The 26,355-nt window shown below is 48.5% G+C and carries 24 protein-coding genes; 7 read left to right on the top strand and 17 right to left on the bottom strand.

Going from position 1 to position 26,355, the window contains the following annotated elements; translation table 11 throughout:
• Positions 1–2: 2 nt before the first annotated feature.
• From Q1A04_RS03045 to Q1A04_RS03015, 7 genes are all read right to left on the bottom strand, one after another.
• Positions 3–1,133 (bottom strand): glycosyltransferase family 1 protein, encoded by a 1,131-nt coding sequence (locus Q1A04_RS03045; protein ID WP_299701036.1) that lies wholly within the window; start codon positions 1,131–1,133, stop codon positions 3–5.
• On the bottom strand, positions 1,114–2,322 hold the full coding sequence (locus Q1A04_RS03040) for a hypothetical protein (protein WP_299701034.1): 1,209 nt from the start codon (positions 2,320–2,322) through the stop codon (positions 1,114–1,116). Before Q1A04_RS03040 ends, Q1A04_RS03045 begins: the two co-directional genes overlap by 20 nt.
• A 97-nt stretch (positions 2,323–2,419) precedes the next feature.
• The gene (locus Q1A04_RS03035) at positions 2,420–3,397 is read right to left on the bottom strand and encodes a glycosyltransferase family 2 protein (protein WP_299701033.1); all 978 of its coding nucleotides are present in this window, start codon (positions 3,395–3,397) and stop codon (positions 2,420–2,422) included.
• Between the two features lie 71 nt (positions 3,398–3,468).
• Positions 3,469–4,332: a glycosyltransferase family 2 protein gene (locus Q1A04_RS03030; RefSeq protein ID WP_299701031.1), complete on the bottom strand. Its 864-nt coding sequence runs from the start codon at positions 4,330–4,332 to the stop codon at positions 3,469–3,471.
• A 22-nt stretch (positions 4,333–4,354) separates the two neighbouring features.
• A complete protein-coding gene (locus tag Q1A04_RS03025; RefSeq protein ID WP_299701029.1) occupies positions 4,355–5,686 on the bottom strand; it encodes a flippase in 1,332 nt (443 codons plus the stop codon).
• 93 nt (positions 5,687–5,779) lie between these two features.
• Positions 5,780–6,769, bottom strand: coding sequence for a glycosyltransferase (locus Q1A04_RS03020; protein WP_299701027.1), 990 nt, complete (start codon positions 6,767–6,769; stop codon positions 5,780–5,782).
• A 9-nt stretch (positions 6,770–6,778) separates the two neighbouring features.
• Positions 6,779–7,702 carry an FkbM family methyltransferase gene (locus Q1A04_RS03015; RefSeq protein WP_299701025.1) on the bottom strand — a complete coding sequence of 308 codons (924 nt, stop codon included), beginning with the start codon at positions 7,700–7,702 and terminating at the stop codon, positions 6,779–6,781.
• A 643-nt stretch (positions 7,703–8,345) separates the two neighbouring features.
• Between Q1A04_RS03015 and Q1A04_RS03010 the strand changes: the two genes are divergently transcribed.
• Positions 8,346–8,828: a hypothetical protein gene (locus tag Q1A04_RS03010; protein ID WP_299701023.1), complete on the top strand. Its 483-nt coding sequence runs from the start codon at positions 8,346–8,348 to the stop codon at positions 8,826–8,828.
• Between the two features lie 75 nt (positions 8,829–8,903).
• On the opposite strand, the gene Q1A04_RS03005 is transcribed toward Q1A04_RS03010, so the two are convergent.
• From Q1A04_RS03005 to Q1A04_RS19025, 10 genes are all read right to left on the bottom strand, one after another.
• On the bottom strand, positions 8,904–10,454 hold the full coding sequence (locus tag Q1A04_RS03005; protein ID WP_299701021.1) for a carbon-nitrogen hydrolase family protein: 1,551 nt from the start codon (positions 10,452–10,454) through the stop codon (positions 8,904–8,906).
• A 158-nt stretch (positions 10,455–10,612) separates the two neighbouring features.
• The gene (locus tag Q1A04_RS03000) at positions 10,613–11,269 is read right to left on the bottom strand and encodes a CoA transferase subunit B (protein ID WP_299701019.1); all 657 of its coding nucleotides are present in this window, start codon (positions 11,267–11,269) and stop codon (positions 10,613–10,615) included.
• An 11-nt stretch (positions 11,270–11,280) separates the two neighbouring features.
• Positions 11,281–11,979, bottom strand: coding sequence for a CoA transferase subunit A (locus tag Q1A04_RS02995; RefSeq protein ID WP_299701016.1), 699 nt, complete (start codon positions 11,977–11,979; stop codon positions 11,281–11,283).
• A gap of 162 nt (positions 11,980–12,141) precedes the next feature.
• Complete coding sequence (locus Q1A04_RS02990) at positions 12,142–14,028, bottom strand: TIGR00341 family protein (protein WP_299701014.1); 1,887 nt, start codon at positions 14,026–14,028, stop codon at positions 12,142–12,144.
• A gap of 179 nt (positions 14,029–14,207) precedes the next feature.
• Positions 14,208–15,140 (bottom strand): bifunctional riboflavin kinase/FAD synthetase, encoded by a 933-nt coding sequence (locus Q1A04_RS02985; RefSeq protein ID WP_299701011.1) that lies wholly within the window; start codon positions 15,138–15,140, stop codon positions 14,208–14,210.
• Positions 15,124–15,819 carry a tRNA pseudouridine(55) synthase TruB gene (gene truB / locus Q1A04_RS02980; RefSeq protein WP_299701008.1) on the bottom strand — a complete coding sequence of 232 codons (696 nt, stop codon included), beginning with the start codon at positions 15,817–15,819 and terminating at the stop codon, positions 15,124–15,126. Before truB ends, Q1A04_RS02985 begins: the two co-directional genes overlap by 17 nt.
• Before the next feature lies 1 nt (position 15,820).
• The gene (locus Q1A04_RS02975; RefSeq protein ID WP_299701005.1) at positions 15,821–16,654 is read right to left on the bottom strand and encodes an undecaprenyl-diphosphate phosphatase; all 834 of its coding nucleotides are present in this window, start codon (positions 16,652–16,654) and stop codon (positions 15,821–15,823) included.
• A gap of 7 nt (positions 16,655–16,661) precedes the next feature.
• Positions 16,662–16,892, bottom strand: coding sequence for a DUF3098 domain-containing protein (locus tag Q1A04_RS02970; protein WP_299701002.1), 231 nt, complete (start codon positions 16,890–16,892; stop codon positions 16,662–16,664).
• Position 16,893: 1 nt separating this feature from the next.
• A complete protein-coding gene (locus Q1A04_RS02965; RefSeq protein ID WP_299701000.1) occupies positions 16,894–17,793 on the bottom strand; it encodes a permease-like cell division protein FtsX in 900 nt (299 codons plus the stop codon).
• A gap of 101 nt (positions 17,794–17,894) precedes the next feature.
• Positions 17,895–19,430 carry a translocation/assembly module TamB domain-containing protein gene (locus Q1A04_RS19025; protein ID WP_366943819.1) on the bottom strand — a complete coding sequence of 512 codons (1,536 nt, stop codon included), beginning with the start codon at positions 19,428–19,430 and terminating at the stop codon, positions 17,895–17,897.
• 1,591 nt (positions 19,431–21,021) lie between these two features.
• Here Q1A04_RS19025 and Q1A04_RS19020 point away from each other — a divergent pair.
• From Q1A04_RS19020 to Q1A04_RS02935, 6 genes are all read left to right on the top strand, one after another.
• A complete protein-coding gene (locus Q1A04_RS19020; RefSeq protein WP_366943818.1) occupies positions 21,022–21,168 on the top strand; it encodes a PEP-CTERM sorting domain-containing protein in 147 nt (48 codons plus the stop codon).
• Positions 21,169–22,454: 1,286 nt separating this feature from the next.
• Positions 22,455–23,462, top strand: a complete 1,008-nt coding sequence (tsaD, locus tag Q1A04_RS02955) for a tRNA (adenosine(37)-N6)-threonylcarbamoyltransferase complex transferase subunit TsaD (protein WP_299700994.1) — start codon at positions 22,455–22,457, stop codon at positions 23,460–23,462.
• Positions 23,463–23,641: 179 nt separating this feature from the next.
• On the top strand, positions 23,642–24,031 hold the full coding sequence (locus Q1A04_RS02950) for a hypothetical protein (RefSeq protein ID WP_299700991.1): 390 nt from the start codon (positions 23,642–23,644) through the stop codon (positions 24,029–24,031).
• Between the two features lie 3 nt (positions 24,032–24,034).
• Positions 24,035–24,508, top strand: coding sequence for an SsrA-binding protein SmpB (gene smpB / locus Q1A04_RS02945; protein WP_299700988.1), 474 nt, complete (start codon positions 24,035–24,037; stop codon positions 24,506–24,508).
• A 79-nt stretch (positions 24,509–24,587) separates the two neighbouring features.
• Positions 24,588–25,364, top strand: coding sequence for a C40 family peptidase (locus tag Q1A04_RS02940; RefSeq protein ID WP_299700985.1), 777 nt, complete (start codon positions 24,588–24,590; stop codon positions 25,362–25,364).
• An 82-nt stretch (positions 25,365–25,446) separates the two neighbouring features.
• Positions 25,447–25,962: an HNH endonuclease gene (locus tag Q1A04_RS02935; protein ID WP_299700982.1), complete on the top strand. Its 516-nt coding sequence runs from the start codon at positions 25,447–25,449 to the stop codon at positions 25,960–25,962.
• Positions 25,963–26,355 lie beyond the last annotated feature (393 nt).

Below are 26,355 nucleotides of genomic sequence, written 5' to 3'. Positions count from 1 at the left end.
AATCAGGCATCGCCGCCCTCCAGGATCTGCCGGAATACAGCGAGATGCCCATCGGCGGTCTTGTCCCACGAAAAATTTTGAACACGGCGATAGCCGTTTGCTATAAGTTTGTCTCGCAGGGCCTGCACATTTAGCACTTCGCTAAGTCGCTCAGCCAGTTCCAGATGGTTTAAAGGACTGAAATAGAGGGCCGCATCGCCGCATACTTCGGGTATGCTCGCCGTATCGGCCGCCACAACCGGACACCCGCTGGCCATGGCCTCCAGTGGGGGCAGACCAAAGCCCTCATATACTGATGGGAAAACCAGCGCAGCAGCCTGTTGATACAAGTGCGGTAGTAGCTCGTCTTCCACAAAACCTGTAAATATAACCCTTTTTTTGAGCAAGGCATCGTTTTCAAGCAGTGTACCCACTTGCGTGTCGCCTGTTATGAAGCCTTCTTTTTTGCCCACGATTAGTAGATCGAGTTTAGGTATGTGCTCCTGCAAGCTTACAAAGGCTTTTAACAGCGTGACGAGATTTTTGTGCGGCTTGACATTTCCAACAAATAACAGGTAGGGATTGGCTGTGTAGGGTATAGGTTGTGCTGCTTCCTGTGTTGAAGGGGAATGTGCGCTGTGTGACCTGACAAATCGAAAGCTATCCACTCCATTTGGAATGGCGACAACCGTCTCAGGTCTTACTTTAGTGTATTTTATGATTTCCTGTTTCGAAAATTCAGACACCGTCAGCACCCTATCCGACATTCTAACGGCCGCACGAATAAGCAGATTCGCGTACATTTTCTGCGGCAGCGTGAGCGTGTGCTGGTAGGCTAGGTGGTACACATCGTGTATGGTCACCACCCGGTGGCGTGCGGCAATCGGCAACAGTGGCACATTGTAATGAGGTGACCAAAAAAGATCGCAGGCAGGTATACGCAGTCTCAGTTCCAACTGCTCCTGCAGTGAATAAATCGGTGCCTGCATCGGGATGATCCGTGCACTGGCTGACGCATGGTAAGTTGCCAGTTCATCCGCATCTCCCAAGAGTGTTAGTTCAAAATCTTTAGAGAGCCGTGGTATAAGCTGCTGCAGGTATACGCCAATACCAGAAGCGCGGAGCATACGGGCATCAAGGACGAGGGAGGGCATGGCGAGATTTTTGGACAATGATGTATTGCGCCAGCAGTACGCCGAACAGCAGCCAATAACTGATAAAATTAGCCCTGCCAGCAAATCCGGAGTTCAGTATACTGGCTGCAAAAAAGTAAGCGCTAAACGCCACAAAGGCCATGCTCAGCTGCCTGAGCTGCAAGCTGTCGGACTTGAAAAAGGCCCGAAGCGCGAACAGAGCGGCCGCCACATGAAACAGGATATAGAGGATGCCCAAGACGACGCCATTTTCAACAATTATCTGCATCCAAAACCCGTCTGTGATGATTTTGGTGGCTGGATTGCCACTGGCTCCTTGAGAACCTACACCTGCACCGGCCAGATAATTTGTTTTAAAATAGTTGGTAGACTCTTCAAGCTGCTGATAGTGCACGGCGGTTGAGCCTTGGGAGGTGACCTCCTCACCTGTGAGGCGCTGCACAAAAAAGGTGTCCTCGAACGACCTAATAGTACCCCAGACAATGACTGCCATCAGTAAAACAAGGCCAGTAAATCTTAGAACAAAAAGGAGCGTAGGCTTTAAGTAGTACAAGAAAAAGCAAACAACAATAACAATAGCCAACCCAGTGATAGAAGCTCTGGTAAGGGTCAGGATATTCGAAAAACCAACCACTGCCAAAATGAGCAGGTACCGCTTTCTACCCACATAGTAATACTTGGCAAGGTAGAGAGCGAAAATAATCAGTGTGAAACTGGCAAAGATGATCGTGTTGCCCAACAGTGCGGTCGGACGCACAATCGTGGTTTGGTAGAAGCTGAATACCTCCTCTCCCCGCAGCACCAATAGTGATTTAGGCAATTGAAAACCGAGATAGAATTGTGCGATCGAGAAGAAAACAAGTACCAGACTGAGACTGAGCAGAAGCCGAACAATATTAGCTATACTGTCTTCACTCTTGAAAAAAAGGGGCGCGTACAGAAATGGAAGCATGTAGAGCAAGTTGTTGCGCACGCCCAGCAGCCGCTCTGTAAAAGGGTTTGAATCAATCAGGAAAAGTTTAAGGCAGGTGAGTAACAGCAAAATTACCCAAGCCGCCAAAAAGTTGAAGTAAACTTTTTGAACAGCGATCCCCTGATAATAACCCGCATAAACTTCGAAGGATAGGTGCAGCAGCATGATAAGGATGAGCCCATCTATCAGTAAAGTGCCTAAGTTGGTCTGCGTCACGGATAAAAAGTTTGTAATGAAACCGCTGAATAACAGTACGGTTAACATTAACTTAATCAGGAAAGAATAGGGTGTGATACTATAGGAGAGTGGCATTTTAGCTTGTTTTGAGCATTAAAGATACAATTTTTAAGGCTCTTTTGAATTGCAAACGCTTAATCCTTAGCAGAATGGAGCCTGTTAGCAATGTGTACAAAAGTGGCAGCTTACTCGGGTAAAAGCGCTTTACAAACAAAATTTTGCTCCTGATACCATGATAGTCAGCTAATGCGCTTTTGCTCGCCCCATTGGTACTCGAGCCTATCGACTGACCTTCTTTGTGATATACCTTACTGTTCTCTACATAACCAAGCCCATAGCCCTGCAACTCTCCCCGCTTAGCCCAATCGAGTTCCTCAAAATAAAGGAAGTAGTCTTCATTCAGTAGGCCAACATTTTCAATAAATGCTTTACTAACAAACATGGATGCTCCAATCACATAGTCCTGTTTGATGTTAGGTATAGCAATGTCTTCACGGTCAGGAAGATTTTCTCCGATATGTGAAGTGGTGAAAGTCTTCAGGTTAAAAGCACCTCCGATGGCCTGAATCTTATCCCGATTATGGTAAAATAACAGCTTGGAGCCCCAAATACCAATATTTTCTCTTTTTTCGATAGCCGATAAAGCACTCATCACTAACTCACTCAGGCTATCAGCATCTACAACTGTATCATTGTTAAGCAACCACAGAAATTCAAAATCATGTTGCCTTAGCGCGAATCGGATAGCCAAGTTATTTCCGGCTGCAAATCCAGCATTTTGCGCTGCTTCGATAAATATCATCTCAGCCTCTCCACTTGAGGCTTCAGTGATGTTTTTTTCCGCTATTAACTCAAAGCCTTTAGGCCTCCCGTTATATCTGTTTTTGGCCCAGTCAAGCATGTGAGCAAGTGAGCCATTGGGGGAGTTATTATCTACCACCAATATTTGTTTATTGGTGTAACGTAACTGTAATAAGCTTTCCAGACATTCTATGGTGTCCTTCCATCCATTATAATTTACCAGTATTATGTAAATCTTTGGGAGGTATAACATGCTGCTTTCCGCTTGAATAAGTATGTCTTAGTCGCCTTAAAGTAATGAATTATTAACAGAATGCCAGAAGACTAGTCATGCCTGTACTTACCAAAGTTACCTTTTTTGAAGTCCCAATAACCTCTGAAAACGCTCTTGATTTTGCTGAGTTTGTCATCTTCATAGAGCAGTACTTTAATAAGTTCCTTTACGTTGAGCCAGTGCTGCTCTTTGTAATAATCAGGAAAATGTGGGCCGAACTCTTTAAGCACAGCAAGGCGGTTGCGGGTGATGTAATAGCGTCGCAGAGAGTTGTGATGAGAAGAGACAACTGGTCTGCCTATTAATCTGTGGTTCTGGGAGTTGCCAAGTTTGTGGCTGAGTAGGACTTTGTTGTTTACGATGATTTTGTACCCTGCGAGCTTAAGCCGGAGACAGTATTCATGATCAACATAATCTATAAAAAAGTCCTCCCTGAAAGGGCCAACTTCAGCATATGCCTTAAGGTTAAGTAAGTTGCCAGAAGTGATGACCACGTCCACCTCCTCTATACCGTGACGAGGTATAACGGTCTCGTCTGTTTGTTGTATATATCTGGGCGCAATTATACCGAGTTCCTCACTCGCGTAAGTGTCTCCTACAGCCAGCAGATCGCTCAGCATGCCCTGACTGGCGCGGCTATCTTGGTCCATTGTTAGCAACCAGTCATATCCCTCCTGCAGTGCACGTGTTGCAGCTTCGTTTAAAGCTTTAGCTATACCTCGATTTTCAAGTAGGTGTATATACTCAACACGTTCAGATGCTGACTGAAGCGCTTGCACGATGGTGTGATTTGACGTTTCGGTGTTATCTACCAAGTATAGTTTCTGTACGGACGTGATGTAAGTATTTATGTTTTCCACTACTTCTTCATCAGGCCTATAAAGCACTACTACTCCCGCAACTCTCTCCGACATAGATTCAAAATTTACAATGGGTTTAGTGTTTTTGCTTTACCTGTTCTTGACTGCCAGAACGAGAAAGTGAAAAGAAAGAGTACTGAGGGTATTGTTTATAAAATACAACATACAGCAATATGGTTATAAGCATTTCTGTGAGAAGAATGCTCCAAGCAGTACCTATTGCTTTAAATTGTGAGGCTAGCACTAGATTGAGTCCAATGTTTGCTGCGGCTCCGATGCTAACTATCGTCGCAAAGGTTCTGTTTAGGCGAAACGCTAACATTGTCTGTGCCACAGGTATATTCAGGGCAGCCATCAGCGGTGCAAAACATACAATTCTAAGTACCGTAGAGGCGACGCTATGGTACTCTCCGGCAATTAAGAACACAATGTAGTCTGCAAAAACAAACACTCCAATGCCTAATGGCAGAAAAGTGAGCAGAATTAACTTCAGAATCTTATTCAGGAAAACCGCGAGAATTTTGAAGGGCTGTTGGGCGAGTAGGCAGATTCTGGGATATACAACTTGGTGTAAAATTACTGCAAATGTTCTGGTGATCAGAAATACTTTCTCTGCGATGCTGTAGTAACCCAATACTAAGGGAGTGGCAAACAGACTGAGAATTAGAATATTGGTATTGTTGGCAATTGTAACCGTGATAGTTGAAATGAAAATACTCCATCCGTCTTTTAACTGCCTTGTCAGCTGCGTAAATCGGGGAAGTTTAAATTTCAAACCGAATGTTCTAAATACGATCACAAAGCTCAATACTCCACCGATAATAGCTGTGATGCCATTAATAAAGTTGATGTACAGATAGTCATCGGCTTCGTTTATGAAAGCGAAAATGCAAATGGCATACAGTGCTCTGGTAGTTATGTTGATATAGGTGATGTATTTCATCTGCTCCATTCCCTGAAAAAACCATAGGGGTTGAAGCAACTGCCCCAATACGATAGGCAGACTGAGCATGATTAGGGTACTGTATACCTGTATTTGGGGTACAAAGGAGAAGGCTAGCAGAAGTACAATGCCAGAAACTAGGAACAACACTGCTTTAGTGACAATAACTTCAGAAAAAACAGTGGATAAGTAAGTCTTATTGTCTCTGTTGACTGATATGTCTTTAGTGGCGGTTAAGTTAAACCCATAATCTGTAAACACATTCAGGTATAGCATCACTGCCTGCGCAACAGTTATGAGACCAAAATACTCAATCCCGACCACTCTCACGATATAGGGGAAAGTGATGATAGACAATAAGAAATTGATTACTTGAATAAGTCCTAATGAAAAGAAGTTTGCAAGTAGGGGCTTATTTTCATCAGCGAGCTTATTGCTTAGTCTGGAAAAAATAGAAGGCTTCAATTAGTTTTTAATAACTAGTAAATGGTTTGACACGTCATCCACAATAGAGTTTAAGGTAGCTGTTGTTTTAAACGTGAGTTTTGCTTATCCATTTCATTTTTTAAACCCTCTCGCAAGAGATTCCTTCGCAACAATTTTGATTCCCATGAAAGTTACTAACAAAAAACTGTTTTGGCGAAGCACTCTTTTTAATTTAACGCCTGCCGAAGTAAACTTTCGGTTTACAAGGTCAAAGAGCGCTTCATAAATACTTTCCTGCATGATATAGCCTTTGTTCAGGCGCGCAATTTTTTTGAATGGGATACTGTTAAAATGCTTTAACAGGAAATCTTGAAATTTGAGACGCATTGATTTGTCAAACCGCTCGGCATATACATCTTTTGGTCTGCTCTTTAGTGCTTTGGCAATCACGCTTTGCTCATGGTACCGGAAGTAGTTGAGGGGCTGCGAAACGTAAAGCACATCACTTACAAGTAAAAACTTTAGCCACAGTTCCCAATCACTGCAATTCCGGATGGTTTCGTCTGCTCCTCCAACTTCAACAAAAATCTCTTTTTTGAATAGCAGCGCACTGGCATTAGGTATGGTGTTTTTATGAATGAGGAATTGCTCAGTATAGTCAATGCCCTTCATCACAAAATCAGTTTTGAACAGGTTGGGGTTAAGGTCTTCTGTCCATTCTAACCAACTACCAGTCACTTCGTCTTTGCTGTTCATTTTCAGTGACTGGGTATAGGCTATGCCAACGCGGTCGTTTGCTCGGATTTCTTTGGCCAGTACTTCAAGAAAATTCAGCTCTGCTTTATCATCGCTTTCGGCTATCCAAATCCATTCCCCTTGGGCAAGCTGCACACCTTTATTCCATTGTTTAAAAGTGGATCCGCTGTTTTTCTCGTTGTACACTACATGGGAAATCTTGGAGTGGCTTTTATAGGTGTCCAAGATTTCACGGCTGTGGTCGGTCGAGCAGTCATCGAGAATGATCACCTCGAAGTCATCAAAGGTCTGGTTCATCACAGACTCTAGCCGTTGCGGTAAAAAGGCTGCGTGGTTGTAATTCGGGATGATAACGCTAATCAACATTTTCTCAAGCTAGTTTAGTGATCCCAAAGGCTGCTTTGTAGCTCTGATAAGACCTCTTCTTAAATAAGGGGGAGACTGTTTGTCTTCTAGGAAAAACATATAGCCATTGGAATAAGAAATTGCAAAACTATCGCTGCTTAAGCGTTCAGACAGCTCAATTTGGTCATTTTGTTTATGATAGGTACAAATGGCGACTTTTAGATGCGTGGTCTTCTCCAACATGCCGCTTGCCCCACTCAACACCTGCGCCTCAGCTCCTTCTGTATCTATCTTCAGGAAATTAGCAGGTTTATTACCCGCCATGAAGTCATCTAACTTTATAGTTGCGTCACCTGAGCTGTCAGATACATACTTATTAATAATCTGGACTTTATCTTTCCAAGGTGCGAAGGTGGCTTCTAGGGCCTCTATCCATTCAGCATCCGTCTCAAATATGTAAAGGTTAGCTACTTTCTCGATCACACTTAGTCCAAAATTGCCTTCCGCTGCGCCAATGTCCGCCACCACGTCACCATCATTGACTTGGAAAGTATCGGTCAGGTAGCGGTGGGGTGATCTTGGGTCCTGCTCAATAGAAAGGAAATTGAAGTTTTCTTGAATCTGAGACGTCGTCCAGCTCCTTTTGTAATAGAGCCTTTTTTCTTGAAGAAGTACATAGGGCAGATTCAACCGCTCATCATGATACACCTTTACACCCTGAATATCATAATCGTATATGAATGGGTAGGGGAAGGTAACCACGTCATATTTCTTAATAAACGTAAGAACCTCATTTATTTCTTCTGTTTTCTTATTTGCTGGAAGCGATTCGTAATACTGGAGCACCTCTTTGCGTAATAATCCCAACTCAGAGTTTCTACTCCGATACCGCCAGATTTTCCATCTAATGTTTTCGGGTACTAAGCTTTTATATAGTTTTTTGATCAAGTGCATAGAGGGTGTGTAATTAGCTTAGAGTTAAGCCTAACAATTCCAATAGTAATTTATGATGTTTTTTTATGAGTCAGTCATATGACTCTATTCTCGTAGATACTAAGGTTTCTGTGAGAGTAACCCGCAAATATAATTAATTATGGGGTTATCTATTTTTAGGATCATTGCAGAATTAACTAATATATGATATGTTTATACATATTTACATTTTAAATGTTAATATCAGGGTATGCAAAGGTTAAAAGAGCAAGGAAACCAATATGACGATGAAATTGATCTGCGATTAGTGATCAATAAAATAGGAAACGGTTTCAGCAAATTGTTTAGAAAGGTAGGCTATGTAGTAAAAGTAGCTCGAGATAATATGCTGTTAGTATTCTTGTTTTTAGCCCTAGGTTTAGGAGCCGGCTATGGACTATACCACACAACGAAACCTTTCTATACCTCTTCCATGACGCTAATGCTTGCCAACATTAGGAATGAGTTCATAGAAGATGAGTTTAACAAGCTCTCAGACATGATTGTAGAGAGAAACTCAGAAGCTATTGCAAGGAGATTAAACATAAGCCCCGCAGCCGCTAGGCAGATTATGGAAATGAACTTCCATGATATAGAACTTGATCGGATACAGCAAGATAGTGTTATGACTACGTTTCCGTTCCGCATAGAACTCGCGCTGTATGACAGACAGCTGTTTGATACGATGGAAGTTGCTTTGGTCCGTTACTTAGGTAATAACAAATTCTTTGCAAACCAAAAGAAGATCAAGCAACAGGAGGTTGAAAACATGATTTCGAAGCTAAAGCGAGAAGTAGCCTCTATCGACAGTATGAAAACCAGCGTGAGCGAGCCGAGAGGACCAGTTAATGGTTTTGTCTATGGCCAGCCCATAGATCCGACCAATCTTTACAAAGAGAGTATTTCAATGTATAAGGAACTCGTGAGACTAGAAGCAGATCGGGAGCGAATGAGCAGTGTGCAGGTCGTGAGTGGATTTGTTCCTAGACTCAGGCCAACTGGACCCAGTCTGAAAAAGTATATGGGTATTGGAGGCCTGATTGGGCTGATTGTAGGTATAACAGTGGCGCTCAATCTAGACCCACGCAGGCGCAGAACACAGCCGTAACTTTTATATCATAAATCAAAAACCCCACTGCTTTCACGTAAGCAGTGGGGTTTTTGATTTATGATATACCTTAACTTACTCCTCCTGCCGCATCACCCAGCTCAGGTTGTACAGGTCCTTTCTGCGATCCTTCAGGTTACGCACACTACCAGCTGTGTTTAGGTCCTTGAGCAGGTCAAGGTCTAAGTCAGCGATGAGCGTCATCTCCGTGTTCGGAGTGGCCTCGGCTACCACGGCATCGTGCGGGAAGGCGAAATCTGAAGGGGAGAACACCGCCGACTGTGAGTACTGGATGTCCATGTTCTCTACTTTCGGAAGGTTACCCACGCTGCCTGTAATCGCAACGTAGCACTCGTTCTCGATAGCACGGGCCTGCGCACAGCGGCGCACGCGCAGGTAGGCGTTTTTAGTATCCGTCCAGTAAGGTACGAAGAGGATTTTCATGTCCATGTCGGAGAGCATACGGGCCAGCTCCGGGAACTCCACATCGTAACAGATCAGGATGCCGATCTTGCCGATATCCGTGTCGAAAATCTTGAGCTTGTGGCCTCCGCGCATACCCCAATAGTGGGACTCGTCCGGCGTTACGTGCAGCTTGTATTGCTTGTCGTAGGTACCATCGCGACGACAGAGGTAGCTCACATTGTAGAGTTTGTTGTCGTAGTACTCCGGCATGCTGCCCGCGATGATGTTGATGTTGTAGGAGAGGGCCATGTGAATCATTCGCTCCCGAATTTCATCGGTATACTCAGCCATACTGCGGATTGCCTCCGAAGGGGATTCCTCGTTGGTGAGGGCCATCAGCGGCGCGTTAAAGAACTCGGGGAACACGACCATGTCCGACTTGTAAGAACTCACCGTGTCCACGAAGAACTCGATTTGCTGCATCATGTCATCCAAAGAGGTCACTGCGCGCATTTGCCACTGCACAATGCCGATTCGCACCACCGTTTTCTTGCCGCCCAGCAGCTTCTCTTTCTCCTCATAGTACACGTTGATCCACTCGAGCAGGGTGGCGTAGGCGCGCGATTCGGTATCATCAGGCAAATAGCCTTTCAGGATCTTGCGCACGTGGAAACCATTACTTACTTGGAAAGACAGCACCGGGTCAGAAAGCTCCTTGTTGCGCACCATCTCGATGTACTTGGCAGGAGTGAGTTTATCGGCGTAGTCTTTGTAGCCAGGTATACGGCCTCCAGCGATGATGCCGCGCAGGTTCAGGTTCTCGCAAATCTCTTTGCGGGCATCGTACAGACGACGGCCTAGGCGAAGATTGCGATACTCCGGGTGCACAAACACGTCGATGCCATAGAGCGTGTCGCCATCCGGGTCATGCGACTTGAAAGTCCCTTTGTCTATAATTTGCTCGTAGGTATGCTTGTCGCCATAGACGCCGTAGTCAACGATAAGGCTAAGTGCCACGGCTACTACTTGGCCTTTGTCTTCTATACAGATCTGGCCTTCTGGAAACTTCTTAAGGAGATTGGAAAATTCCTTGCGGGTCCATGCACCGTCTATGTTGGAGTAGACCAAGTCCATGATGTCCTTTACTTCTTTGTAATCTTTGAGCTCCAGCTGGCGCAATAACAGCCTGTGCTCAGAGTTTGCTTCTATCTTTTCACTCATATTGTATTATTGGGGTTGCTTGCTACAGGTATACGTGAAGCAAGTATAGTTTTGATATGATATTTTGTGTGAGCTGTAAAAAAGCCCGTTCCTTACAAATTTAAAAAGAAAAAGCGCAGTTTTGATACTGCGCTTTTCAGGTATAGCTCCGGCTTAAATTAAATCTGCACCTCTGGTATGTCGCCTTCCACGATCAAACGTCCTTCCGTGGCCTTCTGAATGTCTTCCACCGTCACACCCGGCGCGCGTTCCAACAGCTTAAAACCGTCTTCAGTCACTTCCAGCACGGCCAGATCGGTCACGATCTTTTTGATGCACTTAAGGCCTGTGATCGGCAGAGTACATTCCTTGAGGAGTTTAGAGGAGCCGTCGCGAGCAGTGTGCTGCATGGCCACGATGATGTTTTTGGCAGAAGCCACCAAGTCCATAGCGCCGCCCATGCCTTTCACCATTTTGCCCGGTATCTTCCAGTTGGCGATGTCGCCTTGCTCCGATACCTCCATGGCGCCCAAAATGGTGAGGTCCACGTGCTCGCCGCGGATCATGCCAAAGCTCTCGGCAGAGCTGAAAATAGAGGAGCCCGGCAGGGTCGTAATGGTTTGCTTACCGGCGTTGATAAGGTCAGCGTCTACTTTGTCTTCAGTAGGGAAGGGACCCATGCCCAGCAGTCCGTTCTCCGACTGCAACACCACTTCCACACCCTCGGGGATGTAGTTTGCCACAAGGGTAGGTATACCGATGCCCAAGTTCACATACATGCCGTTCTTAACTTCTTTTGCGATTCGTTTCGCTATCTGATTTTTATCCAGTCCCATTTCTTAGTGATTTAAGCGGTTCTTACTGTGCGTTGTTCAATACGCTTCTCGTACTTTTCGCCTTGGAAAATACGCTGCACATAAATACCCGGCGTATGGATCATGTTTGGGTCCAGCTCTCCGGCAGGTACCAGTTCCTCTACCTCCGCCACCGTGATCTTGCCGGCCGCAGCCATCATTGGGTTGAAGTTGCGCGCTGTGCCTTTGAAGATCAGGTTGCCGGCCGTGTCGCCTTTCCAAGCTTTCACAAAGGAGAAGTCGGCTTTCAACCATTCTTCCATCAGGTACCTCTTGCCGTTGAACTCACGACTCTCTTTGCCTTCGCCCACTTCGGTACCGTAACCGGCTGGGGTGAAGAAGGCAGGTATACCGGCACCACCGGCACGGATACGCTCAGCCAGCGTACCCTGCGGAATCAACTCCACTTCCAACTCGCCTGACAGCAGCTGACGCTCAAACTCGGCATTCTCGCCCACATAGCTGGAGATCATTTTTCTCACCTGTCTCTTCTGTAGTAACAGTCCGATACCGAAGTCATCCACACCGGCGTTGTTCGAAATACAGGTCAGGTCCTTCACGCCGAGGCGCAGCAACTCTTGAATGGAGTTCTCCGGAATGCCGCACAGACCGAAGCCACCGAGCATCAGGGTCATACTGTCCTGCACACCCTGCAGGGCCTCCTGTGCGTTTTTTACAGTTTTATTGATCATAGTTTATGATGTGCTTTTGCCTAATGCAAGGTATAGCCATACCTGCACAGGCAGCGATTAAACGATTGATTCTATAGAAAAGGTAAGTTAGATAGAAAAAAAGCCATATACAATGCATGCCTTTCCGTTTTCAGGTGAAATCAGGATTAAATGGGGTGAAGCCTATTTTCGGATGACGATAAGCGCCTCCATCTCCACTTCGCTACCAATCTCGGAGGCTATCGAAGCCTTTACTTTCTCGAGGTCCGCATCATCTATCTGATTTTCTGAAACGAGTGTTACGCTCAACCTTGCAGGGTCACCTCCTCTTAATACCGACACTTGTTTAATAGTAATGTCATCCACAGTGTGGTTGCTGAGCGACCGTATGATATTGTGGTCGCGGATCATTGTAAAAGAGCCGTAGCCTAAAGGGAGGCTGACGATAATCACAACAAGCAAGGATACGGTCAGACCTTTCTTAGCGAGATGGAGCGGACTGAAACCCATCAGCATGAAGGTAACCGAACCAGCCAGCACAATGCCCGCCAAGTTAGTCATCAACAACAGCAAGGCACCTAGAAACACCTCCCAGTCTCCCCAGCCAAGTCCTATACCTGAGACGGCCAGTGGCGGAACAAGTGCCACTGCAATGGCAACCCCGGCCAGCGTCTTGGCCACCTCTTCGCGCACGTGCGCATAGGCACCAGCTATACCTGACAGGATAGCTACGCCCAAGTCCAGCAGGTTGGGACGTATACGGGAGCTTATCTCGTCGGTCATCGCTTGGATTGGCGTCAGCCAGCTGAGCAGGATGGCGGCTATGTAGCCCAGCAAGAGACCGTAGCCAATGGTGCGTATACTTTGCAGTGTGAGTTTCCGGTCCTGCCGGAGCGCACCCATCGACAAAGAAATAATAGGGGCCATGAGCGGGGCCAGAATCATGGCCCCGATGATAACCGGAGTGGAATTGGCGTACAGTCCGAATGTGGCCAGCATTGTAGAGATCACCATGAGCGTCAGATAGGGGCTCGATGCTTTGGCATTTTCTCTTAACACCGTAAAAAGTCCTTTGAACTCATGCGTGGAGGCGTGGTAAACCAACGGCAAAGGCTCATCTGTAAACTCTTGCACGTAGGCCTCTCCCCGCGGAAGTGTACCTACTCTGAACTTCTCTTCCGCATCCGTTTTCTCTTTTTCGACGGTCAAGTACCTGCCCGGTACGATCTGTAGTTTGTCTTCGCTTACGCTTAATTCGATTTCCTTCGCGCTCATCAGCTTGTTGTCCTGCGAAAAGTCCATGGCCTCCGGACTACTGATGATCACCGATTTGGTCTTGATATGCCCCACAAACTCCGGCAGTCGCTGGTCGTCTTTGCCATTAAAGGTGGAGGCGACCCAAAATCTGATCAGCTCCATGATGCTTCTGGGCGCTAGCACCAGCACATGCAGGCGTCCGTCGTTTATGTAGGAGTCTTTGAGCAGCAAGCGCGATACCATGGTGCTTTTGCCGTGCAGTACGGCCACGATGCCGAGAGCCGCTGTTTTAAGAGCAGGTTTGTTACCGGTTGTGATCGTGAAGGCCCGCGGTTTCAACAGCTCGGTGTGACTGAAAAGGTTCTTGAACTTCTCTACTCTGGACTTGAAAGGGTCACGCGCCACACTTCCCGACATCAAGCTGAGGCTGTTGCCAATCACAACCGAGTTGAAAACAGGTTTGCCGTTGCAAAGCAATAGGTCAGCGCTCACACCCTGTTCAAAGCTTTTGACGTCCTCAATCGCCTCGAAGAGATCTGCCGCTATGCCATAGCCTTGCCTAGCCTCCTTCATTTCAGGGTGAGGAAGAAAGCCCAATGTCCATTTCCGGTGGAGAGCAAGGTTCACCACCTCCGCTAGCCACTCGTCGCTCAGGTAGGTGACAACGCAACACTCGTGCTCCAGTTCGTGGCTGATGACATCATTGTGTTTAAAAGGAAGCAGCTTGTGAATTTTATCCCCGAATGCGGGCACGATCTTATCAGTAATCGTGCTTTCTTCCCGGGTGTCGTAGATCAGGGTTATTTTTTCCATCCTTTGGGTGGCGAATTAAGCTTATCCTGATTGGCATTACTCAATTACCTGATGGTTTGTTATACCTGATCAAAGGTCAGATTATAGGCTCTCATGTAAAGTAGGGAGAGGGGTTTAAAGGAATTAATGCTAATGTGCTTGCACGCAGCTATTTGCAGACTAGGTATACAGACTGTAATCTAGCGCAGCGCCAAGCACTTTTCTGTTGCCGCTTTGTCTTTTGCCAGCTGTGCCTTCAGGGCATCGAGACCGTCGAACTTCTGCTCCTGCCGTAGTTGCTCTACAAACTCCACCGTTAAGGTTTGGCCATAAAGGTCACCTTCAAAGTCGAGCAGGTGCACTTCCAGAGTGAGGTGAGATCCGTCCACGGTTGGGCGGGTGCCAATGTTCATCATGCCGGGCAGGCGCTGGCCGTTTTGGTTCACCCATACGGCGTACACGCCGTAGCCAGGTATAAGCTTGTGCGGAGCAGGCAAGGCCAGATTGGCCGTAGGATAGCCGATGGTGCGGCCGAGTTTGTTGCCTTCCTCCACGGTAGAGGTGAGGGTATAGGTATGGCCGAGGTAGCGGTTGGCGGTAGGTATATCTCCTGACTCGATCGCCCTGCGGATCTTGGTAGAGCTAACGCCGATATCGTCCACATCCTGACGCGGAATCTCTTCCACCTCAAAGCCATACTGACTTGAGCGGGCCTTCAGGTGCTCAAAGCTGCCTTCGCGGTTTTTGCCAAAGCGGTGGTCGTAGCCGATTACGAGCACTTTGGTGTGCAGCGCTTTCACCAGCACATCCGAAATAAAGGCACGGGATGTCAGGCGTGAGAACTTTTTGGTAAAAGGGATGATAAGCAGGTAATCGATGCCAAAGCTGCGCAATTGAGCAATGCGCTCTTCTATGGTGGAGAGTAGTTTGAGATCGTTGTCTTCCGGGAAAAGCACGAGGCGCGGGTGTGGCCAGTAGGTGATCACCACACTCTGCCCGTTCGACTGTCGCGCCATTTCTTTGACGCGCTGAAGAATTTTCTGATGGCCCACATGCACCCCGTCGAAGGTGCCGCTGGTAACCACCGGAAAGCTCAGCTTCGGAAAATCAGAGATATCACGAATTACTTCCATTCGCTTCGAGTTGGGCTCTTCTAATCTCCTGAATATCTTCTATTGTCAGGGCGTCTTCTAACTTGTACTCCCCAATGCGGGTGCGCACCAGCGCCGAAAGGTGAGCGCCCACGCCCAGTTTCTGCCCCAAGTCGTGGGCCAGACTGCGAATGTAGGTGCCTTTGCTGCAAATGACCTTAAAAGAGACCACAGCCCCTTCGATGTTTGTGATATCAAAGGCTTTGATGGTGACCGTGCGTGGCTTCATTTCGGCCTCTTTGCCTTTGCGGGCCAGATCGTAGGCGCGTTTGCCGTCGATCATCACGGCGGAGTAAATAGGCGGTATTTGTTCGATAGTGCCCACAAAAGTGTTGGCAGCTGCCTGAATATCTTCGGGCGTAAGGTGACTGATGTCCTTGCTTTCGCTTACAGGTGTTTCAAGGTCATAGGAGGGAGTGGTCTGGCCCAGCGTAATCGTGCCGGTATACTCTTTTTCCTGCGCCTGTATCTCGTCAATGCGCTTGGTAAACTTGCCTGTGCACAAAATGAGCAGGCCCGAAGCCAAAGGGTCCAGCGTGCCGGCATGGCCGATCTTTTTCACGCGCAGGGTGTTGCGCACTTTCTTCACAACGTCAAACGACGTCCAGGTAAGCGGTTTATTAAGGAGCAGTACTTCGCCTGCCTCAAAGTTGTAGGTCATTTTATACTCTTAAGTCAACTCCCATCGCCAGCAGGGCCAGCAAGGCTATACCTAATGCTATACGGTAGTAGCCAAACATCTTAAAGCCATACTTGGTCAAAAAGTTAATGAAAAACTTAATGGCTGCCATCGCAACGACAAAGGCCACCACGTTGCCAATGATCAATAGACGTAAGTCATCCGCTGTGATTACCTCAAAACTGTTTTGGATCTTCACAAGATCAAAGGTCAGGATATCTGAAATCTCTAGCTTAAGCAGGTCCTTCACCAGTTTATAAGAGGCTGCCGCCAGCATGGTAGGTACCGCCAGAAAGAAAGAGAACTCAGCGGCCGCTTTTCGGTTAATGCCTTGCGTCAGGCCACCGATGATGGAGGCAGCCGAACGGGATACTCCCGGTATCATGGCGATACACTGGAAGAAACCGATCACGAGCGCATTTTTGAAGGTAATCTTGTTTTCCTGTGCGTGCGCAAACCACTTGTCCACAAACAGGAGGACCACACCGCCCAGCACAAGCATCACAGCCGTAATGAACACGCTGCCCAGCATGGCGTCGATCACGTCATTTAGCAGAAAGCCGATGACAGCCGCCGGTATAAAGGCGAAGATCAGTTTCTGGTAAAATTCAAAACTGTTGAGAAAGCGCTTCCAGTAGAGCACCACTACCGACAAAATGGCCCCGAACTGTATGTTCACGGCAAATATCTTGGTAATGGGTAGCTCGTTTATGCCCATCAGGGCCGAAGCGATGATCATGTGACCTGTCGAGGAAACAGGCAAAAATTCGGTAAGTCCTTCAACTATGGCTAATATAATAGCCTGCCATTCGCTCATCTAGTTACTAATCTTGTGTTTTCTCGTGTGCTTTATCTTTTACCATGATCGCGAACAGCTCTATAATAAAACCAGCCATTACAACTAATGGGCCCAACGTAATGCCCATAAAGCCGAGACCGTATTGTTCGTTATCCAGTGTCATGATGATAAAACCCACGGCTAGTACGGCAATGCCTACCAGCATAAGGATGTAGTTCTTTCTGCCAAAGGCAAGCTTGATTTTATTTTCTTCCATATTAGTATAGTTCGTCTAGTGAAAGGCGCAGATACTTGCGCACGGCACGGTAAGAGCTCAGGAAACCGATCACGGAACCCAACACGATCAAGGCGATCATGAGCATGTACATTTGTTCCTCGTCCTTGAGCAGGGTCAGTTCCGTTATTTCGTGGTAGGCATACTGCATCAACCCAAACAGCAGGGCAGAAGCGATAATGCCGCTAATGATGCCCTGAAAAGCCGCTCGGTTCAGGAAAGGTCGCTGAATAAAGAAAGAGGTAGCTCCCACCAACTGCATGCTCCTGATCAGGAAGCGCTGTGAGTACAAGGCCAGCTTAACCGTATTGTTGATGAGAATAATCACTACCAGCACCAGTATACCGGCAAAGCCGAGCAGCAAGATGCTGATCTTCTGTATGTTGCTGTTGATGGACTCGATCAGGCTCTCTACATACTGCACTTCATACACACCCTCAATCCCTTCAATATCATTCTTTATACCTTTGAGCTGGGCAGAAGTGGAGCTTTCGGCGTTGATGCGGAGCACATAAGTATCTCGCAGCGGATTGTCACCCAGAAAAGCCATAAAATCTTCCCCAGTTTCATCCAGAAAAGCCTTAGCACCTTCTTCCTTCGACACAAAACGCACCTGTGCCGTGTCGCCTTTATAGGCCACATACTCTTTGGCTGCCAGCGTCTTCTGCAGACGGTCAATCTGCACAGGGGTGAGGTTGCGATCGAGGTATACCTGCATTTCGATGCTCTCCTTCACGATCTCCGACAGCTTGCCAGCGTGTATCAGGAGCATGCCAAACAGGCCGATCACGAAAAGGGCCAACGAGATGGAAAACACCACCATGGCATGCGGGTAGTTGCCGAGCTTTTTCTTCTTTACTGACTTAGGGGTAGTTGTTGCCATACTATATGCTTCCACGCAAAAATAGAAATATTATTTAATATTGAGGAGGGGAAAGGCCATTAAAGCAAAAAGCCCTTCCAGCAAGGTCAGGCTTTCTGTGTTTATAGATTAATGCGGGGGTCCGAGTCCAGTATAATAGGTTCTTCCAGTCCCTCTCTTCGCCTTTCGCGTCTGCCTTCCCGGTCACGGCCAAACAGCTCCCGCAGGTTATCAAAACGCTTGGTGTGCAGCAAACTCATCCGCTGGGTATTGGTTACCCGGCCGTAAGTGGTCGGTAAGGTGTTGTACTCCAGACGGCCGCGCAGCTCCCCGCTCTTTGTTATATAGTATTCGATAGACCAACTGCCTTGGTAGGTGTTTCGGTTTGCCCCTCCTGCCTGTTGCGTAGCGCCTATACCTGTCTGGCTACTTACCCGCAAACGACCTTGGAAGAAGGTATAGCTCAGACGAAGCTGCAGCGTGGAGAGGGCGTCCTGACTCACGCCATCCAAACCGATATCGATTTCGAGGTTACTGTCTATGGAGTTAAGCAAGCCGCTGAGCTGACCGGTCAGCAGACTGCCTAAACTGCCGCCTACCGCGGAAACCCCCACACCGTCCAGCCCGCCGAATGAGCCCGGTGGTACCAACCTGCGAAGCACGAGCAAGCTGAACACCTGCCTGTTGAGTTCATTCTCATCGTTTCGCATGGCCAGAAGGATCGGCTCCAGCTCTAGCCGCACGTTAGCGGGCAAGTTCTCAAAATCCAGCCCCAAGGTGATCTCTGGTGTAAGAATAGGACCTTTCAAGTCTACCAAGGCCGTAACCGGATAGCGAGCCCCCCGCAAAGCAGAACCGATGGAGGTGTTCTGAGCTATATCCAGTGCGGTATTTTGGGTATAGGTAGCCCGTATGTCCATCACCCCTTCAAGTGGGTCGCCGTTCCAAGAGAGCGTGCCACCCGGCGTTACCCGGAACTCCCTCGATACCACACCTTCTAGCAAATTGAGATTATAGGCACCATTAGCAATCTCGAAGTTGCCGTACATGTTAAACTCCCCGCGGGTGTCGATGGTCATTTTGATTTGGCCGCTTCCTGAGCCCCGTATCACGTCACCAGTCTGCCGGTCAATAATGATCTCGAAATAGGCGTCGTCGGTCACGTCAAGGTCAAAGTTCATGTTGATGCCGGAAAGGTCCACCTTTTGTTCTTCTACGGCCACAGCCACCCCTGTCGAGTCGGTCACGTTGCGGTTCACGAAGCGTATAAAGTCCTTACGGGCAAGGTCGGTCTGGTTATCAAGCGGGATAACAATGCGTGTATTGGCGTCGCTGCGGGCATTCACATCAATCTTCAGATTTTCCACCGGGCCCAGCACACTGGCCGTGCCCGTGACGAAAGCCGTACCATAATAGAGTTCGTTCTGCTCATTGGTCGTGTTCAGGATCATCAGGTTGCGGAAGCGGGCGCTCAGATCGAGTACCATGTTCTGGAAACCGTCGTGGGCAATGCCACCGGTTACGAACCCTGTATTGCCATAGAGGTCGCGCAGCTGTGCGTTGCGGAAGCTGATGCTGTTGGCGCCGAAGTATACCCTGTCCGAGAAGCGGTAGGTTGTGCCGAGATAGTCAAACTTAAACTGCCCGCCGGTTACCATAACAGACCCTGTAAGCACCGGAGCGCTCAATCTACCCAATACCCGTATGCGGCCCTCCATGGTGCCTTGCAACTCAGACATGATCGGTTTCAAAATGGGCTCGACTATCTTGAGTTGGGTTTCGTCGAGCACGGCCAGCATGTCGAGCTGTTCCTCTTCGGCACGCGGGTAGTAGTTTCCGGTCAGGGTAAGCACTTTCTTGTTGTCGCGGTCAATGTCCACATCCACCACCATCTGTTGCTGCGCATTCACCCAGTCGCCCTTTCCGTTGATGTCCCCGATCAGTACATCGTCCAAGTAAAAGGAGTCTACACGCATGGAGGCGTTTAGGATCGCATTATTATAAATGTCCTGCGCCCTCAGTTCGGCATTGAGCGTACCCCGAATCTGTTCCGGCATGAGCGGGTTTAGGTTGCGGAGGTCAAAGTTTTGCACATTGGCCATCAGGGTACTGCCCGGATCCTGCCCGATTGCGCCGTCTAGCTTGATGATCTGATTCTGGTTGGAAAGAATGAGGTCTTCGAAGTCAAAGCGCTTGCCGTTTTCGCTGATGTAGACCATACTGCCCGGCTGGAAGGCCCACGGTGTTTCGCGGAGCGTGATGTTGGATCTACCAAACACCACCTGCAAGCGGTCCTGTAAAAAGTTGACATCGCCCACCACCGTCGCTTGATTGTTGTAAGCCGGCTGCAGGAGGTTGGTATAAAAACCGATGGTGCGCTCACTCCAGATGGCCTCCAGCAGCAGACGTTCCGTTTCGCCTATGGACGGAAGAAGTTGTCTGTCGGAAGTGAACTGGGCACTGGCCAGCACTTCCGGACTGTTCTGAAGCTTGGAGGTGCTTAGCTCTATATCATTCTGGTATAGCGTCACATTGTCGTAGAGGATGGTATCGATACGGGCAAAGGAGGTCAGGATAACCGTATTGCCGTGCCGGAAGGTGCCTTCTACTTGCGAAAAGTCAGAGATGGTGAGTTGCGGGACGAACCATTGCAAGAGCGGATTGACCCGTCGCAGGTATAGGTCATAGTCCAGACTGTACTCTGGATCGGCGGAAGGACGTTTTTTAGCATAGTAGGCAGCTGTTGCCGCATCGTTGCTCTCAAAGTTGAGCTGATACTCCTCCACGAGTTGTTTCAGGTCGGCAAACAGCACGGAGTAGTCAAAGTTGCCGTTCACACGCAACGCCAGTGCATCAGAGCTAAGGCTGAGGCTGCGCTGTCCGCCCCCGATCTCCGATTCGATCCGGATGGTGTCGAGCGCGATGCGCTGCCCCTCGTAGGTAACGGCGGCGCTGTCGAAGAAAGCAGTGCCTTCAAAGTCGTCGAGTCGGAGGCCTCTGAAATTCAGATCAGCATTGGCCTGCACCACCACCGATTTATCTGTAATGCGAAGCGCCTGTAAATTGGCTTTGTCCAAGTCCGCCCGCAGATTAAAGGCTTGGTTATTACGTTCCAGACTCACTTCCCCATTTGCCCGGAACGCTAGATTCGGGTCGGCGATGGCAACTCTCCCCACATACTTCTGCCGGCTAAGAGTACCGTCCGTCCGGATGTTGCGGTAGTTGTAGTCAAGCAGGTGAAGCTGGGCGATGTCGGCGTGTATCTCGAGGCGGGCGTCTTCCAGTGTGAAGCCGGAGCCGACCACGCTGCCGTCCATGGTGATAGTTTTGATGACGTCAGTCTGGTCGATCAGGCGACCAATGTTAAAGTTCTGGGTCTTGAGGCGGCCGCGGTAGGAAGCAATGTCTGTCTTCCGGTTGATCTTCATGTTGATGTCAGACTGCACGTTGCCCAGTGCCGTTACGAAGCTGCCATTGGCCACAAAGTCGTTGTAGAAACCCAGAAAGCGGCCGTCTACCTTAATTGTGCCCAGTCGGGAGGCGATGGCATAGGCATCCTGTGGCAGGAACTGTTTAATGTCTTCGGCGTTGAGGGTAGAAGGGCGCAGGCGAATGTTGGCAAAGGTCTCGTCCCAGTTAGGCAGACCGTCTACATTCATAGTCCCGACAATATGTGTGTTTTGCCCGTAGCGCACATCGAGGTTGCTGGCCATGAACTCCGACACGCGGCCTTCATATTCAGCCGACGCGATGTAGGCGTTCTCATCGTAGTCTTTGATCTGTGGGGCGAACAAGGCGATGTCTCGAGAATATACCTGCGAGTCCTTTACTTGGGCAGTCACTGTTACGCTATCTATGAAGTCGGAAAAGTTGCCGAAGCGGTTATAGTCGAAGCGGATGTACTCCTGCACATTGCTATCGTTTACTTTCAGGTCGAGCTCGTCCCATTCCCAGAAAGTAGGGGCGTAGGTCATTAGCACGTCGAGGTTGTGCAGCTGTATATCGGAGGGGGTTTCGTGGGCGGTCAGGTCCGTCACGCGTACCTTCAGGGTGTCGCCGGGCTCAAACTCTGTGAAGCGGGCCGAGATCTTGTTAATGCCGAGGTGGAAGTAGTCAATCCCGTAGTCGGTGCGGGGCTTATTGAAGTCGTCGTATGTAAAGGCCCCGTCCTTGATTACTAGCTCATCGATTGAGAACTCAAAGGGCTGAGAGGCCTTGGTGGTGTCTTTGGTAATCAGGTCGCCAAGGGCGTTAATGAAGGTGGTCAGGTTGAGCGAGTCGGTGCCCTCGTACATCACTAGGTTGGCACGGGGTTCCTGCAACTCGAGAGTGGCTATACCTAGCGTATTAGGCTGGAAGATGGAAAAGAGGCTGATGTCCGCTTCGGCACGTCCTACATAGAACATTTCCTCACCTCGGTAGTCGAGCACCTTCACCTTGTCGAGGATCACGTTGCTGAAGAACTCGATGTCGACCCGCTCAATGGTGACTTCATGGTCGATGGTACGGGAGATGTACTCGGCGGCCTTCTGGGCAACCTTGGTTTGTACGCCCGGATAGCGGATGGCCACAAAAACAACCGCAAATACCACCAAAAGCAACAGGATTAGAGCCAAAACTATTTTTAGAATGGCTTTTCCTATAACTTTGAAGTAATTTATGGACTGTTCTTTTTCCAAAAGATGACTGAACCTACAATATTAGCGATTGAATCTTCCTGCGACGAAACCTCGGCAGCCGTTATTCGCGGTGGCAAAGTTTTGTCGAATATCATTGCTACTCAGGCCGTTCACGAAAAATATGGCGGCGTAGTGCCTGAGCTGGCTTCGAGAGCACACCAACAAAACATTATTCCGGTGGTGGCGCAGGCTTTAAGTACAGCAAATGTAACTAAAAATGAGTTAAGTGCAGTGGCTTTTACCCGCGGTCCCGGCTTATTGGGCGCTTTGCTGGTGGGTAGTTCGTTTGCCAAGTCTTTTGCGCTGGGTCTCAACATCCCGCTCATCGACGTAAACCACATGCAGGCGCACATTATGGCGCATTTCATCGACGACCCGAAGCCGAACTTCCCTTTCCTGTGCCTGACCGTGAGCGGCGGCCATACCCAAATCGTGCTCGTAAAAGACCATCTGGACATGGAAATCATCGGCCAGACAACTGACGATGCAGTAGGGGAGGCTTTCGACAAGACGGCTAAGATGCTCGGCCTGCCCTACCCGGGAGGCCCCATGCTGGACAAAACAGCAGCGCAGGGCAACCCGAAGGCTTTTGCCTTTCCGGTAGGCAACATGCCCGGCTACGACTTTTCGTTCAGCGGTATCAAGACCTCGGTGCTCTACTTCCTGAAAGATAAAACGAAAGACAACCCCAACTTCGTACAGGAGAATCTGGCTGATATCTGTGCCAGCGTCCAGTATACCCTGATCAAGACCTTGCTCAAGAAAGTGGTACTGGCCGCCAAGGACCTCGGTATAAAAGAAGTGGCCATAGCCGGTGGCGTATCCGCCAATTCCGGCCTCCGCCAAACGCTGCAGGACTACGCCAAAAAGTATGATTGGAACGTATACATCCCGGCATTTCAGTATTGTACCGATAATGCAGGTATGATCGCCATGACGGCTCATTACCAGTACCTTAAAGGTGACTTCGCCGACCAGTATGTGAGCCCGGAGCCGAGAATGAAATTCTAGGAGTTTGGGAGTTTAAGAGTTGAGGAGTTAAAGAGTCGGTGATTAATCTGTAGCGACGTTACAGTGTAACGTCGTTGCGGGGTGGTAAACGCCATGTGAGCAGGTATAACACATTACCGTTTTGTAGGGACAGGTCGCGACCTGTCCAATCATGCACAAACAGCAATCAACAATTAACAATGAACAATTCATTTCAAATCGGCGACACCAAGGTATACCGCAAAACGGTAACGGCGGCGGACTTTGCCCGTTTTGATGATGGGCTGGTGCATGCGGTTTGCTCAACCTTTTCGTTGGCGCAGGCGGCAGAATGGGCAGGGAGATTGTTTGTGTTGGAGATGAAAGAAAAAGATGAAGAGGGGATAGGTACTTTTCTGACTATCAATCATAAAAGCCCGGCATTTGAAGGCGATCAAATTGAAATAATTGCTTCCCTGAAATCGCAGGAAGGTAATAACGTGATTTGCAGTTTTGAGGCCCGGGTGGGCGACAGGCTGGTGGCGGACGGCGAGACAGGACAGAAGATTTTAAAGAAAGACAAACTGGCCAGCGTGCTGGCTCCAAGATAAAACATGGCGAAAGCAAAAGACAAAGATCGGATAAAGAAGCACGTGAACATCGTGAACCGCAGGGCTTCTTTTGAATACCAGTTTCTGGACAAGTATACGGCGGGTATCATGCTCATGGGTACCGAGATCAAATCGATCCGGGAAGGCAAGGTGAACATGCAGGACGGCTACTGTGTGCTGCACAACGGCGAGCTATACCTGCACAACGTGCACATCTCCACCTATACCGAGGGCACGCACTACAACCACGAGCCTATGCGGGTACGCAAGCTCCTCGTGAACAAGAGCGAACTCAAGCGTCTGGAGAAGGGCGTGCAGGAGCAAGGCGTTACGATCATCCCGATTCGGGTATTCATCAGCGACCGTGGTTTTGCTAAAGTAGAGATTGCACTGGCACGTGGTAAGAAGCTGCACGACAAGCGAGAAGACATCAAAGCAAAGGACGTAAAACGCGAGCTCGACAGAAGCGGATATTAGTAATTTTGAATGAGTGATATCTGAATCATCTACTCATTCAAAATTCAAAAAACTATTCACTCATTCAAAATTTTAAAAAGTGGACTACGGAATATGCATGCTCAGTCTGGTGCCGATGCGCGCTGAGCCCTCTGACAAGGCTGAAATGGTGACGCAGGTGCTCTTTGGGGAGTGTCTAGAGGTAATCACCAAGCAGGGTAACTGGGTGCAGATACAGCTGGCCACGGATGAATACCGTGGCTGGATCGATTACAAGCAGTATGTGCCTGTTTCGGCGACTTATTACCAAGAGTGGAAGGCGGCGCAACACCCGCGAGCGCTCGATATCGTGCAGGTGGTAAGCAATGCCGATATGCGCATTCCGGTAGGTATAGGGGCTTATTTGCCGTTTTTTGACGGCATGAGCCTGCGGATTGACGGGCAGAGTTACCAGTACAGCGGTCGGGCAACCAATCCCGGTGTGCAGGTTACAACAGCTCAACTCACCAAACTGGCCTTGGGCTTCCTGAAAGCTCCTTACCTATGGGGTGGCAAGTCTATGTTCGGGATCGACTGCTCGGGCTTTACACAACAGGTATACGGCCTTTGCGGCTACCAATTGCCCCGCGACGCCAGTCAGCAGGTGGCGGTAGGCGATGAGGTGCACTTTGCCACGCAGACCCAACCCGGCGATCTGGCTTATTTTGCCAATGAGGAAGGGCGCATTACCCACGTAGGCATTATGCTGGAGGGACAGCAGATCATGCACGCTCACGGCGAGATCCGCATCGACACGCTGGACCACAATGGCATCTACAATACCGAGCGCAAGCGCTATTCCCACAATCTTCGCATTATCAAGCGTATTTTTTCCTGATTCTCAGCACTTTTCTTTGAACTTAGGCTATAACGAGTTGGTTAATTCTCGTAGAAGCATAGCGTAAGTTCAAAGAAAGACCATGAGAGACAAAGTGCTGATATTAAACCAAGACTTCAGCGCAATCGCCGTCTGCACGGTGACGAAAGCCTTCTTGCTGGTCTATCTCGAAAAGGCTGAACTCATTTCCAAGGCCAATGGCGCCGTTTTGCGCACCGTCAGCACCACTTACCCCGTTCCTTCTGTTATTCGGCTGCAGCGCTACGTAAAAGTGCCCTATTACGGTATTTCGCTTAGTAGGCACAACGTGCTCCGTCGCGACAATTTCCTCTGCCAGTACTGCGGCACTACTAAAAACTTAACCCTCGATCACCTGCTACCCCGCTCTAGGGGAGGGGAAACCAACTGGCTCAATTTGGTGACGGCATGCTTCCGCTGCAACTCCCGCAAGGGCGACCGGACGCCTGAAGAGGCGGGGCTAAAACTTATTCAAAAACCATCTAAGCCATCCCTGCAAACCTTCCTGCAACTGCACCTAAATGCCTACAACCAAGACTGGGGTTTGTACCTGAACGTAGGAAAAAATAGGAGTATATAATTACTAATATATTTAGTCCATTTGATTCAACTGATTCACAATCAGTGTAAAGGTATTAGTTTACTTAATGACTAACTTGAAGTCTGCAATTGGATAGTCAGTTAAGGCAACCTCATCGATGATTTTTACAGGACAAGGGGTGGAGGACTGCCATTGGACTCCTGCTATACCTTAGATTTTGTTCGCTCGCACTAGGTTTGGTAAAGGCTTAGGAAGGAGGAGGGGAATGCTAGAAAGGTAGTATGTAAAGGGGCCCGAACTTTGGCTGATGAGCGCTCATGCGTCGCTAAGAAATAGCGGTTTTACTATACCTTTCTTTCGGTTGGCTCAGGTTCTCTGCATAAAATATGTCAAGTTGCTTCTCTTTCAGGTACTTATACCTTATATGCTTTT

The sequence above is a fragment of the uncultured Pontibacter sp. genome, assembly GCF_947499215.1.
In the GTDB taxonomy this organism is placed as follows: domain Bacteria; phylum Bacteroidota; class Bacteroidia; order Cytophagales; family Hymenobacteraceae; genus Pontibacter.
The sequence above is the reverse complement of the archived record's forward strand: the minus strand, read 5'-3'. Positions and strand labels throughout refer to the sequence as shown.